12 protein-coding genes are annotated in these 16,061 nt (G+C 62.5%); 6 read left to right on the top strand and 6 right to left on the bottom strand.

The window, feature by feature from the left end; translation table 11 throughout:
* Positions 1-46: 46 nt before the first annotated feature.
* Positions 47-703 carry a hypothetical protein gene (locus tag FHT09_RS16440; protein ID WP_104606182.1) on the bottom strand — a complete coding sequence of 219 codons (657 nt, stop codon included), beginning with the start codon at positions 701-703 and terminating at the stop codon, positions 47-49.
* Between the two features lie 97 nt (positions 704-800).
* Between FHT09_RS16440 and FHT09_RS16445 the strand changes: the two genes are divergently transcribed.
* Positions 801-2,099, top strand: a complete 1,299-nt coding sequence (locus FHT09_RS16445) for a peptidoglycan DD-metalloendopeptidase family protein (protein WP_181141315.1) — start codon at positions 801-803, stop codon at positions 2,097-2,099.
* 141 nt (positions 2,100-2,240) lie between these two features.
* Positions 2,241-3,746, top strand: a complete 1,506-nt coding sequence (locus FHT09_RS16450; protein WP_104536609.1) for a S41 family peptidase — start codon at positions 2,241-2,243, stop codon at positions 3,744-3,746.
* Between the two features lie 204 nt (positions 3,747-3,950).
* On the opposite strand, the gene FHT09_RS16455 is transcribed toward FHT09_RS16450, so the two are convergent.
* The 3 genes from FHT09_RS16455 to FHT09_RS16465 all read right to left on the bottom strand — a co-directional run bounded on the left by FHT09_RS16455 (position 3,951) and on the right by FHT09_RS16465 (position 6,041).
* Positions 3,951-4,937, bottom strand: coding sequence for a D-2-hydroxyacid dehydrogenase family protein (locus tag FHT09_RS16455; RefSeq protein ID WP_104606183.1), 987 nt, complete (start codon positions 4,935-4,937; stop codon positions 3,951-3,953).
* The gene (locus tag FHT09_RS16460; RefSeq protein ID WP_016901574.1) at positions 4,937-5,257 is read right to left on the bottom strand and encodes a DUF1820 family protein; all 321 of its coding nucleotides are present in this window, start codon (positions 5,255-5,257) and stop codon (positions 4,937-4,939) included. Before FHT09_RS16460 ends, FHT09_RS16455 begins: the two co-directional genes overlap by 1 nt.
* A 91-nt stretch (positions 5,258-5,348) precedes the next feature.
* Positions 5,349-6,041 (bottom strand): rhomboid family intramembrane serine protease, encoded by a 693-nt coding sequence (locus FHT09_RS16465; protein WP_104536607.1) that lies wholly within the window; start codon positions 6,039-6,041, stop codon positions 5,349-5,351.
* A gap of 217 nt (positions 6,042-6,258) precedes the next feature.
* Between FHT09_RS16465 and FHT09_RS16470 the strand changes: the two genes are divergently transcribed.
* Entirely contained in the window at positions 6,259-7,599 is a 1,341-nt protein-coding gene (locus tag FHT09_RS16470; RefSeq protein WP_104606184.1) for an outer membrane protein transport protein, read from the top strand.
* A 75-nt stretch (positions 7,600-7,674) separates the two neighbouring features.
* Here FHT09_RS16470 and fabG read toward each other — a convergent pair whose 3' ends face one another.
* Entirely contained in the window at positions 7,675-8,409 is a 735-nt protein-coding gene (fabG, locus tag FHT09_RS16475; RefSeq protein WP_104606185.1) for a 3-oxoacyl-ACP reductase FabG, read from the bottom strand.
* Between the two features lie 72 nt (positions 8,410-8,481).
* Entirely contained in the window at positions 8,482-10,299 is a 1,818-nt protein-coding gene (locus FHT09_RS16480) for an ABC transporter ATP-binding protein (RefSeq protein ID WP_104606186.1), read from the bottom strand.
* Between the two features lie 334 nt (positions 10,300-10,633).
* Here FHT09_RS16480 and FHT09_RS16485 point away from each other — a divergent pair, with 334 nt between their 5' ends.
* The 3 genes from FHT09_RS16485 to FHT09_RS16495 all read left to right on the top strand — a co-directional run bounded on the left by FHT09_RS16485 (position 10,634) and on the right by FHT09_RS16495 (position 15,960).
* Complete coding sequence (locus tag FHT09_RS16485; protein ID WP_104606187.1) at positions 10,634-11,440, top strand: class I SAM-dependent methyltransferase; 807 nt, start codon at positions 10,634-10,636, stop codon at positions 11,438-11,440.
* A 282-nt stretch (positions 11,441-11,722) separates the two neighbouring features.
* The gene (locus FHT09_RS16490) at positions 11,723-13,846 is read left to right on the top strand and encodes a hypothetical protein (protein WP_104606188.1); all 2,124 of its coding nucleotides are present in this window, start codon (positions 11,723-11,725) and stop codon (positions 13,844-13,846) included.
* A 128-nt stretch (positions 13,847-13,974) separates the two neighbouring features.
* The gene (locus FHT09_RS16495; RefSeq protein ID WP_104606189.1) at positions 13,975-15,960 is read left to right on the top strand and encodes a carbamoyltransferase C-terminal domain-containing protein; all 1,986 of its coding nucleotides are present in this window, start codon (positions 13,975-13,977) and stop codon (positions 15,958-15,960) included.
* The last annotated feature ends 101 nt before the right edge of the window (positions 15,961-16,061 follow it).

Genomic DNA, 16,061 nt, shown 5'->3' on the forward strand with positions numbered 1-16,061 from the left:
CGGCGAAGGTCCCCCGATTCTAGGCGCTGGCCCCGTGGTGAGCGCGTCAGTCCTTGGGCGCCACGTCGCTGTCGAAGCTGCGCGCGGTGGCGCCGGTGACGGCACCGATCTTCGCAGTGCGATGCACGTACAGGCTGACCTCGCGCTCGAACTCCAGCGGCCCTTCGACCACCGCTTCCGGGCCGATCACCACACGCGGCTTGCGCGCAGGCTTGAACGAAAGGCTGAAGTTCGGCTTGGTGACCTCGATCCCGCCATGCACATGCGAGCGCACCCCGACGGTAATGTCGCCGTTGACGGTCTCGATGCCCTTACCGAGCTCGGTTTCCACCAGGCCGATACTGCCATTGACGGTTTCCACGCCGCCGCTGATGCGGCTGCCGCGTTCCACCAGCACGCTGCCGTTGACCGTCTCCAGCCCGCCGGACACCACCACCTTCTGGCCCAGCGTGATCGCGCCATTGACCGTGGAGACATCGCCGGTGCGGGCGTTGTCGCCGATCTGGATGCTGCCGTTGACCGTTTCCACCTTCCGGGTCTGCGCGCCGGCGCCGACCTCGATGGAGCCGTTGACGGTGTCCAGCCCGCCATAAACCTTGCCGGCCTCGGCGCTGATGCGGCCGTTGACCTTGCTGATGTCCTCGTCGGCCCAGGCGCTTGCGCAGACCAGGGAGAGTGCCAGAAGAAGATGCTGGGGCTTCATGCTGAACCTTGCGCGGCGGCGGCTGTCTTGGGCGTGGCGGCGATCACACCATGCTTGGCTACAATCGCGCACCTGCCTGAAGTCACTGGACCTTTCGTTGCCCCTGTCGCCCGCCCCGCGATCGCGCCTGCCCTCTGCCCCCGCCACCGGCCGCTCCCGCGCGTGGCTGGCGGCGACCGTGCTGGCCTGCGCGCTGCTGGGCAGCGCCGGTGCCGGTGCGCAAAGCCAGCGCGAGGCCGAGCGCAAACTGCAGCAGCTGCGCGACGAACTCAAGACCATCAGCGCCGACCGCCGCGCACTGGAAGGCAAGCGCGGCAATGCCGCCCAGCAGCTGCGCCAGGCCGATGAGAAGGTGGCCAAGACCTCGCGTGCGTTGAGCGAGACCGAATCGGCGATGCGCGAGCAGGAACAACATCTGGGCACGCTGCAGCAGGACCGTGCGCAGCTGCAGCGCGGCCTGCAGAACCAGCGCGTGCAGCTGGCCGCCTTGTTGCGGGCGGCCGATCAGGTCGGCCGCAACGCGCCGTTGAAGGTGCTGTTGTCGCAGGACACCGTGGGCAATGCCACGCGCATGCTGGCCGATCATCGCTACGTGCAGAACACGCGCGCGCAACGCATCCAGGCGCTGGCCACGCAGCTGGATGCGCTGGCGAAGGTGGAGCAGGACATCGCCAACCGTCGCCAGATACTGGATGCGGCGCGTGCGCAGCAGAAGGCGCAGGCCGCGTTGCTGCAGAAGGATCGCTCGCAGCAGGCGGCGACCGTTGCGCAGCTGGACGACCGCTACAAACAGCGCGCCGAGCGCGAGAAAGCCCTGGGCCAGGACGCCAGGTCGCTGGAGCAGCTGCTCGCCAATCTGCGTGCGGCCGCCGCCAAGGCCGAGGCCGAACGCCGCGCGGCCGCCAAACGCGCCGCCGCCGAAGCCGCCGCGCAGGCAAAACGCGGCAAGACCGAGCGCCTAGAGCGTCCCGGCAAGACCCCGCCCAAGGTCATCGCCAGCGCGCCGGCACCCAAGGTCGGCGGCCTGAGCTGGCCGGTGTCGGGCAACCTGCTGGCGCGCTTCAACGCCACCTTGCCGGACGGCCACACCAGCAAGGGCGTGCTGATCGGCGCGCCCAAGGGCAGCACCGTCACCGCAGTGGCCGACGGCACGGTGGTGTTCTCCGACTGGATGACCGGCTACGGCATGATCCTGATCGTGGACCACGGCAACGGCTACATGAGCCTGTACGCGCACAACGACACGCTGTTGCGCGATGCCGGCGCGTCGATCAAGCGCGGCGAAGCGGTGGCCAAGGTCGGCAGCTCGGGCGGGCAGGGTGTGCCGGCGCTGTACTTCGAACTGCGCCGCAACGGGCAGCCGGTGGATCCGTCGAGCTGGTTGCAGCGGCGCTGAGTGCGGCGCACGCCGCGTGCGTGCCGGTGCATGACCGGCTCCACCCCTTGCCTTGCCAAGTCAACGCGGATTTACCGCGGCTTCGCGCATAATCCAAATCGCTCCGTTGCGGGGCGTCTCATCTCTTTGTCGGAGTGCTTCATGCGCGTAGCCGTCCTGTCCGTTGCCCTGTCGCTGGCGTTGTTCGCCTCACCCGGTTGGGCGCAGAAAGCCAGTCCCGCCGCCGCCCAGACCACTGCGGACGACCCGGAAGCCAACGAAGCCGCCGTCTCCAAGGTACCGCTGGATGAGATCCGCCGTTTCGTGGCGGTGTACAACGCGGTCAAGCAGGCCTACGTCGATCCGGTCGAAGACAAGAAGCTGATGCACGCCGCGGTGCGCGGCCTGCTCTCGGATCTGGACCCACACAGCACTTACTTCGACAAGGAAGATGCCGAAGCCTTCGACGAGCAGGCAACCGGCGCCTATGACGGCATTGGCGTGGAATTGCTGCAGCAGCAGGACAACACGCTCAAGGTGATCGCGCCGATCGACGACACCCCGGCCGCGCGCGCCGGCATCCGCGCCGGCGACGTCATCGTGGCCATCGACGGCAAGCCGATCGACGCCAGCAAGGCGATGGAACCGCTGCGCGGCGAATCCGGCAGCAAGGTCGTGCTGACCATCGTGCGCGACAAGGCGCCCAAACCGTTCGATGTGACCCTGCAGCGCGAGACCATCCGCGTGGCCAGCGTGCGCAGCAGGCTGCTGGAACCGGGCTATGGCTACATCCGCATCAGCACCTTCCAGGCCGACACCGGTGCCGACTTCCAGAAGAACCTCAAGCAGCTGCAGGCCGGCGGCAAGTTGCGCGGGCTGGTGCTGGACCTGCGCAGCAACCCGGGCGGCCTGCTGACCTCGGCAGTGCAGGTGGCCGACGACCTGCTCGACAAGGGCAACATCGTCAGCACGCGAGGGCGCATCTCCATCAGCGATGCCAAGTTCGATGCCACCCCGGGCGATCTGCTCGGCGGCGCGCCGGTGGTGGTGCTGGTGGACGCCGGCTCGGCCAGCGCCTCGGAAGTGCTGGCCGGGGCGCTGCGCGACAACCAGCGTGCGCGCATCATCGGCAGCCGCACCTTCGGCAAGGGCTCGGTGCAGACCGTGCTGCCGCTGGACAACGGCGACTCGGTCAAGCTGACCACCGCGCGCTATTACACCCCCAGCGGCAAGTCGATCCAGGCCAGCGGCATCGTGCCGGAAGTGCTGCTCACCCCGGAACCGCAACCGGGCGACGCCGACGTGCCGGCCAGCCTGACCGACTTCAGCGAAGCCACGCTGCCGGGCCATCTGCGTGGCGATGCAGAAGGCGAGGAGGGCTACACAGCCGGCGACGTCCTGCCGGGCGATGGTCCGATCGCCTCCGCGCTGGCCGAGCTCAAGCAGCCCGGCTCGGCGGCCAAGGCGCAAGCCGCGCTCAAGGCCAAGGCGCAGGCAGCGCAGAAGGCCAAGGCCGCCAGGACCGCAGCCGAGCCAAAGCCGGCCGCGCGCCCGGCAGCGACCGACAAGCCCAAGCCTGCCGACAAGCCGAGCGAACCGGCTGAGAAGGCCAAGCCTGCGCCGCCGGCGGAACCGGCCGCGCCTGCGCCGGCCGAACCGGTCAAGTAAGCCGGCCACAGCGCAGCGGGTGAATCCCCCGCTGCGCGCCAGGCCCGATCGAGACGCGTCGGCACTGCCACGCCACCTGCACGCATCCCTGGATCACCCGGCCACCACAGCGCCGGCGGGTTTGGACCCCGAGGCGTTTGTAGGAGCGACCCCGGTCGCGACAAGCCTCGCCGATCGCGCGATCACCCCTTCTTCAAACACGCGCTATCGCGCAATCGCCAACGCCTCGGGATTGACCAGGTTGCGCGGCGTACCGGCGGCAAACGCCAGCACGTTGTCGAACGCCGCTTCGAAGTACTGCGCATAGCTGTCGCGTTCCACGTAGCCCAGATGTGGCGTCGCCAGCACGCGCGGATGCTGCAGCAGCGGGTCGCGCGGATCCAGCACCGGCTCACGCTCGAATACATCCACCGCCGCCTGCGCCGGCCGGCCCGCATCCAGCGCGGCCAGCAATGCGCCGGGCGCGATCAGCTCGGCGCGGCTGGTGTTGACCAGCAACGCATCCGGGCGCATCCACGCCAGATCCTGCGCGCTGATCTGGTGGCGGGTCTGCGCGGTCAGGCGCCGATGCAGCGACAGCACATCGCTGCGTTCGAACAGGTCCTGCCGGCTGGCGGCAACGTCGAAGCCATCGCGCGCAGCCTGCGCGCACGAGGCCTCGCCGCCCCACACCAGCACCTGCATGCCGAACGCACGCCCGAAGCCGGCCACGCGCTGGCCGATCCGCCCATAACTCCAGATACCCAGCGTGCGCCCATGCAACGCGCGCCCCAGGCCGGGATCGCCCAGCGCCTGCCAGCGGCCCTGATGCAGCGCGCGCTGGTACTCGCTCAGGCGCCGGCTGGCCGACAGGATCAGCGCCCAGGTCAGTTCGGCTGGCGCCACCGGCGAACCGACGCCTTCGGCCACCGCCACCCCGAACTCGGTGCACGCGGCCACATCCACATGCGCGCCGACCCGGCCGGTCTGGCTGATCAACCTGAGTCGCGGCAATCGCCGCAGCAGCGTGGCGTCCACGCGGGTGCGTTCGCGGATCAGCACCAGCGCATCGGCTTCGACCAGCCGCTCGGCCCATTCGTTGGGGTCGGTGGCCAGCGCGCCCAGCACCTGCACATCGTGGCCGTGCAGGCGCTGCAGGCAGGGCAGGTGACGCACGGCGCCCTGGTAATCGTCGGGCACCAGGATGCGCATCAGCGCGGCTTGGTCGGCAGCGGGAACGGCGTGACCACCTTGTCGCCGGTGGTGGCATCGCGGATCACCGACTGGCCTTTTTTCTCGACTTCCTCGATACGCACGATGCTCTGCATCGGCAGGTGCAGCGTCTTGGTGTTGCCGAACTCTTCGCGCAGGCGCTCTTCGGTGGGATCGACCACCAGCCCGTCGTGCACGTCGAACACCAGCTCGCCGATCTGGTTGAAGCCCCACAGATGGCTGCCGGTGACCTGGCGGGCGTAGAGCTCGTACACCTTGCCGTGATTGAGGAAGGTGACTTTGTACAGGGGCTTGGACATGCGGCGATTATAGGCGCGCCACCGTGCAGCGACGCAGCGCGCGGCCGGCGCAACACAGCGCCCGGTGCGCCTTGCCCCGACTGGCGCCGCGCTAGAACCCGTGGCGTTTGCGCAGTCGCCGCGCGATCGCCGCGCGCACGTACAGCCCGTAGACGATGCCGAATACGAACCCGGCAATATGCGCCGACCACGCCACCATGCCGAAGGCCGGGCCGATGTAGGCGAACACCACCTGCAGCAGCGCCCAGGCACCGATCAGCAACGGCGCCGGCACCCGGATGAATTCCAGAAACACCCCTAGCGGCAGCACCACGCCCAGCTTGGCGCCGGGAAACAGTGCCAGATAGGTGCCGATCAATGCCGACACCGCGCCCGAGGCACCGATGATCACCCGGTCCGGCGTGCCAATCGCGAAGATCGCCGCCAGGTTGGAGGCCGCGCCGCCGACCAGGAACAGCAACAGCAGGCGCCACGGCCCGAGAATGCGCTCGGCCGGCAGCCCGAAGATCAGCAGGAACACCAGGTTGCCGAGCAGGTGCGACCAGTCGGCATGCAGGAACAGCGCGGTGAACAGCCGCAGCACGCTACCGTCGCGCAGCGTCGCCCACCAGTCGCCCAAGTTGGACACGCCGCTAGACAGCGCGCCCCAGTCCAGCCATAGCGTACTGCGCGCTTCGCCTGGCCGGCTGATCGACCACAGATAGGCCAGCCAGACGGTTGCGAACAGCAACGGCACTGCCCAGCGCGGGGTGGGTTTCTTGCGGGAGGGCAGAGAGACGAACATGAAAGTGGCACTTTAGCGGGTTCACGCTCCTGAACCCATCCCTAACCTGTCTAGCCGATCAAAACGTGCCTCGTTATTGTTCGGTTAATTGTGGTGGGTATACTGCGTACGGCGTCGTATGTCGGGGGGGGGTCTCCGGCGCGCCCCAGCAGCCACCTGGCGCTGGGCGCGGGCGCTGTACCGACCACTGCAGTCTTTATCCGGAGAGCACCACCTTATGTCTACCGCTTCCACTCTCAGCCGCGCCACCCTGTTGGCCGTCGGTATTGCCGGCGTACTGGCCGTTGGCCAGGCCCACGGCGCCGCCTTCCAGCTGAAGGAAAACAGCGCCAAGGGTCTTGGCCGCGCCTTCGCAGGTTCGGGCAGCGCCCCGGACGACGCCTCGATCATCGCCAACAACCCGGCCGGCATGCGTCAGCTGGACGGTCGCCTGTTCCAGGCCGACGTCAGCGCCATCAGCTTCTCGGCCAAGTTCCAGCCCGACACCGCCACCTACGCCAACGGCGCCCCGGTCTCCGGCGGCAATGGCGGCGACGCCGGCATGATCGCGCCGGTCCCGGCGATGTATTTCCATGTGCCGTTCGGCGAGAACGACAACATGCACTTGGGTACCTCGCTGACCGTGCCGTTCGGCTTCAAGACCGAATACGACCGCAACTGGGTCGGCCGCTACCACGGCACCAAGACCGAGCTGCAGGCGATCGACTTCAATGTCGCGTTCTCCTACGACGTCAACCCGTACGTGTCCTTCGGTGCCTCGGTGTTCGCCGAGCGCCTGGATATCGACCTGGCCAATGCGGTCGACTTCGGCAGCGTGCTGGCCGCGCGCCGCGTGCCGGGCTTTGCACCGGGCAATGCCGATGGCTACTCGCGCATCAAGGGCGACAGCACCGAAGTGGGCTTCACCCTGGGCGGCTTGTTCAGCATCGACGAGAACACCCACATCGGCTTCAGCTACCGCTCGGAAGTGGAGCACAAGATCACCGATGGCGATGCCGACTTCACCGTGCCGGGTCCGGCTGCGGCAGTCCTGAGCGTTGCCGCACCCGGCACCTTCGTCGACACCAAGGGTCGCGCCACCGTCAAGCTGCCGGCCAGCGCCACCGCCAGCTTCACCCACAACGTGAACGAGCAGTGGTCGATCATGGCCGACGTCACCCGCACCGCCTGGAGCAAGTTCGACCAGGTGACCGTGGACTTCGCCTCCAACCAGCCCGACAGCGTGCTGGACTTCTCCTACCGCGACACCACCTTCGCCTCGATCGGTGCCGACTACCGCATGAGCGAGAGCCTGACCCTGCGTGGCGGCCTGGCGTACGACCAGACTCCGACCACCGCAGAGCATCGCGACGTGCGCGTGCCGGATGCGAGCCGCAAGTGGGTCTCGCTTGGTCTGAGCTGGCGTCCGTCGCAGCAGGCCGAATACAACTTCGGTTACACCCACCTGTTCACCAGCGACCCGACCAGCGACACCCGCAGCGCCACCGGCGACCGCTTGGCAGGCAGCTATAAGGTGAAGGGCGACGTGCTGGCCGCTTCGGTCAACTACAAGTTCTGATCGACGCCTCCCGGTACGCGTGACTAAAAACCCCGCCTCGGCGGGGTTTTTTTTTATTCCCTGCGACCGATATCTTTACACGACCCCCCCATTGATGCCGATAACTTGACCGTTAATGTAACCGGCGAGTTCGGAACATAAAAAAGACACCAATGCAGCAACTTCGTCCGGCGTACCAGCGCGGCCGGCAGGTGTCATTTGCCTCAAGTACTGCGGAGTGAAATCCTGATCCTGCGCCATTTTCCCTGAGATCAAACCTGGCGCAACGACATTTGCAGTGATTCCGTGTACACCCATTTCTCGCGCTAGCGACCTAGTCGCTCCATGCAATGCAGACTTCGCAGCTGCATAGTTCACCTGTCCACGATTTCCCAGCATTGCTGCCACACTGGAAACGTTGACTATCCTGCCCCAGCGAGAGCGTGCCATCGGCAAAAGAAGAGGCTGAGTCACATGAAAGAAACCATGCAGCGAGACATCTATGACGTGTTTCCAACTTGCATACGACATGCCCGCCATAGGTGCATCATCATGCACACCTGCATTATTGACAACAATCTGGATAGGGCCACCGACCAACAGAGCGTCAATCGACCTGCGCGCAGCATCCGAATCGGTAACATCGAAAGCCACTGCACTAGCACTCATGCCTTGCGCGACAATCCCCTCCACGACCTCGTCGGCGGCCTTACGATGATGACCCGCGTGAACAATCACGTGGCATCCAGCAGATGCCAGATGCCTACATATCGCGCCTCCGATGTCGCCACTACCGCCCGTCACCAACGCGCGTTTCAGCATCCCATCCATTTGGCGAGTATCCTATAAACTTAGTATCTGGCACGGTTCAGCAATCTATTTTTGAAACTATTGATTATATTTTTAACTGGATTCACGCAAACTCGCCGCACGCAGCTCCAAATACTCTTTGGATTTTTCCGCCAATGAAACCTCTGTTCCTTGCGCAACGAGCCTGCCATTTTCCAGCACTAAAATCTCGTCAAAGTACTTGAGCAGGTCTAGCCGATGAACTGAAGCGATCAAACACGTATCGGAAAAGTGCTTGAATAAGTTGCGATAAACAATCAATTCTGTAGGAGCGTCAAGATTGGACGTCGGCTCATCGAGCAGTACCATCGAACTGCCGCGTGCGGCCAATATACCTCGTGCCAGCGCAACGCGCGCGCGTTGACCACCAGACCAGTTGGAGGCGTTCTCGGCGATTAATACCTGCATCGGATCTGCATCGGGCGATAGAAATTCAGACACGACCGCCAACTCAAGTGCATGCCGAAGATCGTCGCACACCGGCTGACCATCGAGTGATTCGCACATTTCCAAGTTGCTTGCGAGAGAAGCTTCAAAAAGCTGAACTTCTTGAGGGACCAAGGTCGTGGAGCCGCGCAGCAGCCTCGCCACGTCTGCGGGCGAAGCGGATGGATACGCATCTCCTCGGTCCAGTTTGATTTGATCGGCGACGTACAGCCCCGCAAGGATGCGCAGAAGAGTGGTCTTTCCCGCCCCGCTTTTGCCTATCAATGCGTAACGCTTGCCGCGCTCCAGTGACAAGTGGATATCGGTGAGGATAGGGGTAACGCTACGCTCGCCTTTGAAGCGGAATAAGACATCACGGATCTCACAATGTTTCCAAGTAACGTGTGGCACTGGCTGCCTGTCGACCTCACTGACTGAGATTTCCCGAATGACATCCGCACTCTGATAATTCGCGTACTGGGTAGCGAAAACTTGGAAATTCATTGCCACCGACGCAACTACCGTTCCAGCCTGTAACGCGTATTCCCACACCATGTAGACATCTCCCAACATCAACGGCTTTTCTCCTGCCGATGAACGGAGAGCAAGCCAGGCATACAAGCCCACCAGACAACAGCTTAGTAACCTGCTTGCAATATCGACCACGCACCATTTGCCCTCATTGATCATGATCATGCGCTTGAAGGGCTCGACCAAGGCCTCCACGCGCTGTTGCAGCAATCGCACAAATGGGCGGGTCTGGCGCAGCGCCTGCATGGTCGTCGCATTACCCAGCGCATCGGCCAGCGTTGCACTGTAGCGGCGCTCGGCATCGTTCGCGCAGATGGCAAGCCGCAGCATGGCGCGATCAAAACCCACAACGGAAATACAAATCGCCAGCAGGCCAATCGCGGCAACGGCGCCTACCAGCGGATGGATGATCAGCAGCAAACCAATCGGGCCGACGAGTTTGATGGCGCTGCCCAAGTAAATGAACTGACTTTCGGCAAAGGTTCCCAGCGCTGCACTGCTTTGTTGCACACGGTGCGTACTGGCCACCGAATGGTGCTCGTCGTGCCAGGAAAGCGGGAAGGCAAGGAGTCGCTCTGTTAACGCAGCGGCGACACGCTTGCGCACCTCAAGTGCCACATTGCGCTCGATAATGCGTGCTGGGCCATGGATCAGCCAGCTGGCAAGCGTCGCGCCCAACATGGCAAGCAACCAGAGTGCTGCATGCCAGGCACCGGCTTCACCTTTCATCTGTAGGACATTGAACGCCCGTCCGACCAGATAGGGAACCAACAGCAGCACCAACTGTGCAGCAACCAGCAACAGCATCGCAGCCACGAGAAGGCCCCGACGTCCTTCCGACTGCTTCCAGAGCTCGCGGTAGAGTAGCAGTACCGGGTTTCCTTGCCTGCCCGACTTTGAGTCGTCACTGTCCATGCGATTCCGGCGAGCCACGGGATACGAGCGCGTACTGTAATACAGTGCAGGTAGAACACAATCTGCATCAACGGATCAAATGGCAGTTCAGGCCCGTGTTGCCGGTATGACTGTCGACCAGGGTTTTGGCGAAGTCTCCTACCGCACCGCAACACAACGCTGGATTCGAGGATCGAAAGCTGAACCGTGGGACGATGCAATACACGGGTCCACTCGGAATAAATGCGACGATGCATCTTCGCGGTGCGCGACGGCCTTCCGGCATTGCTTTGCTCAACTGTTTGCGCTATGAAATGCCAATGGTGGAAAGGAATTCATCGGACGGCGGAGAGAAATGATGTCGCAAAAATCCATGATTGATGGTTATGACACGGCCATGCAAGGCGCGGTAATCGAGTCGTATTATGGCTCCAGCGATTTCTATAACTTCGGCTTCTGGACCTCCGATGATCAGACCCAATCCGAAGCATCCGAGCACCTGGTTTCGCGTTTGCTTGATTTGATTCCAGTCCGTGAACGGACCGGCCGCATTCTAGACGTCGCATGCGGCCTGGGTGCCTCGACTCGCCACCTTCTGCGTCATTATGCTGCAGACCAGGTCGTTGCCATCAACGTCTCGGAACAACAGCTTGAGCGCGCGCGCCACAACGCTCCCGGCTGTCATTTCATGCTAATGGACGCTACGCGGCTGGCATTTCCGGATGCATCCTTCGACAACATCCTCTGCGTCGAGGCCGCCTTTCACTTCGACACGCGTGCTACATTCTTGCGCGAGGCAAAACGCGTATTGAAGCCGGGTGGCAGGCTGGTTCATTCAGACGCTCTCATGACCCCGCTCCCTGCTGCCACCATGAAGCGCACGCATATTCCCGACGCCAATGCAGTTGCAAGTCCCGCAGAACTGAAAGAGATCATCCTCGACGCCGGTTTCGCGAGCGCCGACGTCATTGATGCGACGGAGCAGTGCTGGAAGCCTTTCCTTCGCTCGGTCCGCAGGTTCAAGGCGCTCCACAGGCAACCGGCGAACACCGCGCAGGCACATGGCTCGCGATCCAGAAAGCCGATCTTCTTCGGCCCTGAATATTTCGCGCGTTTCATCCACCATTACGTGTTGGCCTGTTCACGCAAGGCATTAGATTGAAAAGGCGTCGCACGCTTTTTACGTAGGTCACCAGCCTGGGCCGCAGCGCGCGACTTATCTCAAGGGACCGCACACCTCGTGGCAATGAACCAAAAAAGGGCATAAAAACGCTTTACCCGTGAGGCAAATGGACATCGACTGTCCCAGAAGCCGCGAGGATGCCCACATGGGTTGACGCTCGATGGCTAGTTGGTGAAGTATCCGCTGCTGGAGTTGTGTCTTACCACATGCGCACCATCATCTTGCCAAGGTCAACTGGCAGGCATAAGTGGAGGTCTTTGGATGGACTTGGACGTTGCTGTCGAAAGCCCTGCGGCCTTGGGGGAGGATATCGACGCGGTTCTCCGGCGAGACCCGATGGGCGTGTATGCTCAAATGGACCAACGCTCTCGCGGCGATTATCAAGCGCGCGTCGCGTCCTGGGCGCAACGCTCAGGACGCCAGCCGGTGTCGGTCGCGCACGTTGCGATAGACCTCGCGCTCCAGTCCCTCCAGCGTCACGGCGCGACTGATCGCCGCTCCCATGTCGGCTATTTCCTGACCGATGGCGGTATCGCAACACTTGCTCGCACACTAGGCACAACACTCAGCTTGCAGGAGCGCATGCGCACGCGTACCTTGCCTGGCTTGGTGCTCGGGTACTGCACACTGGCCTTTTTGTTGTGCGCCACATATGGCGTGCTTTCGGTCTGGCTGCTCAAGATAACCTTGCCCTGGCCAGGCAAGATGCTGCTAGCCATGGCGGTGACGTTCTACGCGCATTGCATCATCCCCGGCTGGTTCAATATGCTGCTGTCGCGCCGGCTGCGTCCACGCCGAATGCCGCGAATGGACTTCAGCACCGGTGTTCCGGTCTCGGCCAAGACCCTGGTCGTCATTCCCTGCCTGCTCACTTCACGCGAGGGCATCGACAAGCTTATCCAATCGCTGGAACGCTTGTACCGTAACAACCGCGATGCCAACGCAGGCTATGCGTTGCTCTCCGATTTCACCGACGCACCGACGGCCCAACACGACGAGGACGCAAGCTTGCTCGATGAAGCCTGCGCACGGATCTCGGCGATGAACGAACGGCACGGCGGTGGGTTCGTCTTGCTGCATCGTCCTCGCCGTTGGAATCCGGGTGAGGGAATGTGGATGGGCTGGGAACGCAAGCGCGGCAAGCTGGAGGAGTTGAATGCCTACCTGGTGGGAGCGGCATCGCCCTTTCAGACGATGCACGGCGACCTGGATAAGGTCGCCGGGACGCGATACGTATTGACAGTGGATGACGATAATGCCCAGTTGACGAAGGGTGCGGTCAGCGAACTGGCAGCAGTACTGAGTCACCCGCTGAATCGTCCTGTCCTCAGCCAGGACGGAACGCGGATCGAAGCGGGTTTTGTGATCATCCAGCCTCGCGGCATGATTGCCTTGCCGGACAATGCCGCACCCAGCCGACTTGAGAGATTCCTGCATTCGACCGTCGAGATCGAGACCAGCGATGCGATCCGCTCGGAACAGCCGGTGGTCGATGTGGACCAGGATGTCTTCGGCCAGGCGGTCTATGTCGGAAAGGGCATTTACGATGTGGAGATATTCTACCGGCTGACGCATGGGCTCATTGCCGAGAACACGATTCTCAGCCACGACGTGCTTGAGGGTGGCATCGTGAGAGCCGCTGTCGCGACCGATATCATCTTGCATGAAACCTTCGCACCCACCTTCTATGCCGCCGCCCGTCGTACCCACCGGTGGCACCGTGGCGACTGGCAATCGATACCATGGCTGTTTCCTCGGGTGCGCAACGCGTCCGCCACGCTGGTCAAGAATCCGCTATCGCCTTTCGGACGTTGGAAGATCTTCCATAACGTGGTTCGGATGCTCTTTCCGATCGTGTCGCTTGTGTGTTTCGTCGCCGGCTGGCTCGCCTCGGCGGTTCCGGGCCTATGGACACTCAATCTGTTGATGATCGCCTGGTTCCCGCCGCTGGTGGGACTCACGATCGGAGTGGTAAGGAACCTGTTGTCGGGCAGCTTTAGGTTGATGGCACGCGGATTTTGGTCGTCGCTGTGGATGCGCTCTTCGCCTTTCATATTCAGTGTCGATAATGCAATGAACGCGTTCGATGCTGCGGCCCGCGCAACATTCAGAATGCTGATCTCTCGCAGACACCTGCTGGAGTGGACAGCATCCATCATCGTCTTCACCGGGCGCGGGCACACGCTGCGGCAGTACCTCGAGATGATGTGGGTCTCGCCGGCATTCGCTCTAGCGACCGTCGTGCTCGTCGCCTACCTCAACCCTGCTGCTTTGAGTAGTGCGATACCGTTTGCGCTGCTATGGATATCGGCACCCATCGTTGCCTGGTGGTGGAGCCAGCAGCAGGAAGAACACGTCTGTACCGCCCAGCCCTCTGGCTCCTAGCGATGCGCTCCAAGGACTGGATCTGCATTGAATCTCCATATCGCCTTAGGGGCGGCACCGTCAATGACGTCTGTTCCCGCTCCAAACGCTGGTCATGTGCAACCTTCTAGCAAGGACTACGAGCTCATATGTTGATACTAGGCTTTTATGGTGGCCCAAATACCGAGTTCGAGATCGATTCGCCTACACAGACGCACGACGGCTCTGCCGTTCTCTTAAAAGACGGCAAGGTGGTGGCCGCGATCGAGGAAGAGCGACTCAACCGCATCAAACATTCGTATACGGCGCCGCTTCGGGCAGCCGGAAGCGTGCTCGCCCAGGGCGGTGTCACCCTTGCCGACGTGGATTACATCGCCATCCCCTATGGCCCCCAGTTCGCCGAACGCCTGCTGCGCCGGATATACCTTGCCAACCCGTCCGCTACGCACACGCTGGACGTCATCGATGCGCTACGGGCACAGTGGCACCTGCATCTGGGCGTGGACGTACCGCGTGAGAAAGTTCGCTTCGTCCCTCACCATATTGCCCATGCGACAGCGACATTCGAGATGTCAGGCCTGGACGAGGCGCTCGTGATGACGATCGATGGCCAGGGCGAGACCGAGTCAGGGCTCGTCCTGAAGGGAGGGCCTACTGGCCTTGAGTTGCTGCATCGAGTTCCGATTCCAGAGTCGCTGGGACATTTCTACTGGCATGCCATTGGCTTCCTTGGCTATCAGTTGTTTGACGAGTACAAGGTAATGGGGCTTGCACCCTACGGTGATCCGGCACGATTCCGTGCGCGCTTCGATGCTATGTGCGAGCTCCTTCCGGAAGGCAGCTGGCAGCTGCGTCCACAGTTGCTCGAGACGATGTTCGAGATGCTGATGCCACGCCGCAAGGGCGAACCGATAGAGCAGGTCCACATGGATTTCGCCGCTGCGTTGCAGGAAATGCTGGAACGCGCGGTCTTCCACGCATTGAAACACTTCAGGGCTTCCACTGGATTGCGAAACCTCTGCCTAGGCGGCGGCGTGGCGCACAACTGTACGATGAACGGCAACATCCTCCGCTCGGGTTTGTTTGACACGGTATTTGTGCATCCTGCGGCGCACGACGGCGGCAATGCGCTTGGCGCAGCGCTCAGCGTCCATCGCTCGGTCGGCGGCTCTCTGTCTCCACAGCGTCTTCGCAGTGTCAGTTGGGGTACTGACATCGGTGGCAACAGGGAGATTGAGACCGTGCTGGGCGAGTGGTCGGATTTCCTCGAAATCACAATGAGTAGCGATGTGGAAGAAGATACCGCTGAACTGATTGCCGCCGGACAAGTTGTAGGCTGGGTCCAGGGGCGCTCCGAGTTTGGGCCGCGCGCATTAGGCTACCGCAGCATTCTTGCTGATCCCAGGCCTGCGGACAACAAGCGCCTGATCAACAGGATGATCAAGACGCGGGAGTCATTCCGTCCCTTCGCACCTGCGGTCCTGCAGGAAGAAGCCGCAGACTACTTCGAGTTGCCGCAAGGCGAAACCCGGTTCCCTTTCATGACGTTCGTGTTGAACGTGCAACCGCACAAGCGGGAGCTCCTGGGTGCGGTCACCCACGTGGACGGCACCGCACGTGTACAGACCGTATCCCGTGACGATAGCCCACGTTTCTGGCGACTGATCGACGCATTTCGGCGACGGACCGGCGTACCGGTCGTGCTGAATACGTCGTTCAACAATAATGTTGAGCCCATCGTCGATTCGGTTGATGATGCCATTGCCTGCTTTCTGACGACCGGCCTGCAAGCACTGGTCGTTGGCGATTTCATCCTCACGCGCAAACACGCGGCCAATCGCGCGTCGCTCATCCCGCAGCTGTTGAACCATGTCCGGCTGGTCGAGCGTCGGCAACGGCAGCCGGATGGGACCATCGCCGATCACTGCGAAATCAGGCGGGCGACCTGGAACGGTGAGGCCAGCAAGATGCTGACGCCTCCGCTGTTCGCGCTGCTCAGGCAGGTGGGGGATGGCGCTTCCATCGAACAACTTGCCAACGCAGCAGGCATGGCCCCTGAGATCGTACTGCCGACCATGGAAGAGCTTTGGGCAGAACGCTACCTAACCTTGAGTCCCCGTTTCACCCGCCACTGAACGTCAGAGATCGACATGTTTATGCAAGGACGGGACAGCAGTACCCAGATCGGCAGGCTGCCCCCCTCATTTGCGAATCGCCGCAGGTTCACCTAAGGAGA

Source organism: Xanthomonas sp. CFBP 8152 (genome assembly GCF_014199025.1).
GTDB lineage: Bacteria > Pseudomonadota > Gammaproteobacteria > Xanthomonadales > Xanthomonadaceae > Xanthomonas > Xanthomonas arboricola_B.

Excerpts from the sequence above, each read along its gene's own strand:
- FHT09_RS16465 (WP_104536607.1), bottom strand. The coding sequence starts at position 6,041 with ATGTTCGTCTCTCTGCCCTCCCGCAAGAAACCCACCCCGCGCTGGGCA.
- FHT09_RS16450 (WP_104536609.1), top strand. The coding sequence starts at position 2,241 with ATGCGCGTAGCCGTCCTGTCCGTTGCCCTGTCGCTGGCGTTGTTCGCC.
- FHT09_RS16455 (WP_104606183.1), bottom strand. The coding sequence starts at position 4,937 with ATGCGCATCCTGGTGCCCGACGATTACCAGGGCGCCGTGCGTCACCTG.
- FHT09_RS16495 (WP_104606189.1), top strand. The coding sequence starts at position 13,975 with ATGTTGATACTAGGCTTTTATGGTGGCCCAAATACCGAGTTCGAGATC.
- FHT09_RS16440 (WP_104606182.1), bottom strand. The coding sequence starts at position 703 with ATGAAGCCCCAGCATCTTCTTCTGGCACTCTCCCTGGTCTGCGCAAGC.
- FHT09_RS16485 (WP_104606187.1), top strand. The coding sequence starts at position 10,634 with ATGATGTCGCAAAAATCCATGATTGATGGTTATGACACGGCCATGCAA.
- FHT09_RS16490 (WP_104606188.1), top strand. The coding sequence starts at position 11,723 with ATGGACTTGGACGTTGCTGTCGAAAGCCCTGCGGCCTTGGGGGAGGAT.
- FHT09_RS16470 (WP_104606184.1), top strand. The coding sequence starts at position 6,259 with ATGTCTACCGCTTCCACTCTCAGCCGCGCCACCCTGTTGGCCGTCGGT.
- fabG (WP_104606185.1), bottom strand. The coding sequence starts at position 8,409 with ATGGATGGGATGCTGAAACGCGCGTTGGTGACGGGCGGTAGTGGCGAC.
- FHT09_RS16460 (WP_016901574.1), bottom strand. The coding sequence starts at position 5,257 with ATGTCCAAGCCCCTGTACAAAGTCACCTTCCTCAATCACGGCAAGGTG.
- FHT09_RS16480 (WP_104606186.1), bottom strand. The coding sequence starts at position 10,299 with ATGGACAGTGACGACTCAAAGTCGGGCAGGCAAGGAAACCCGGTACTG.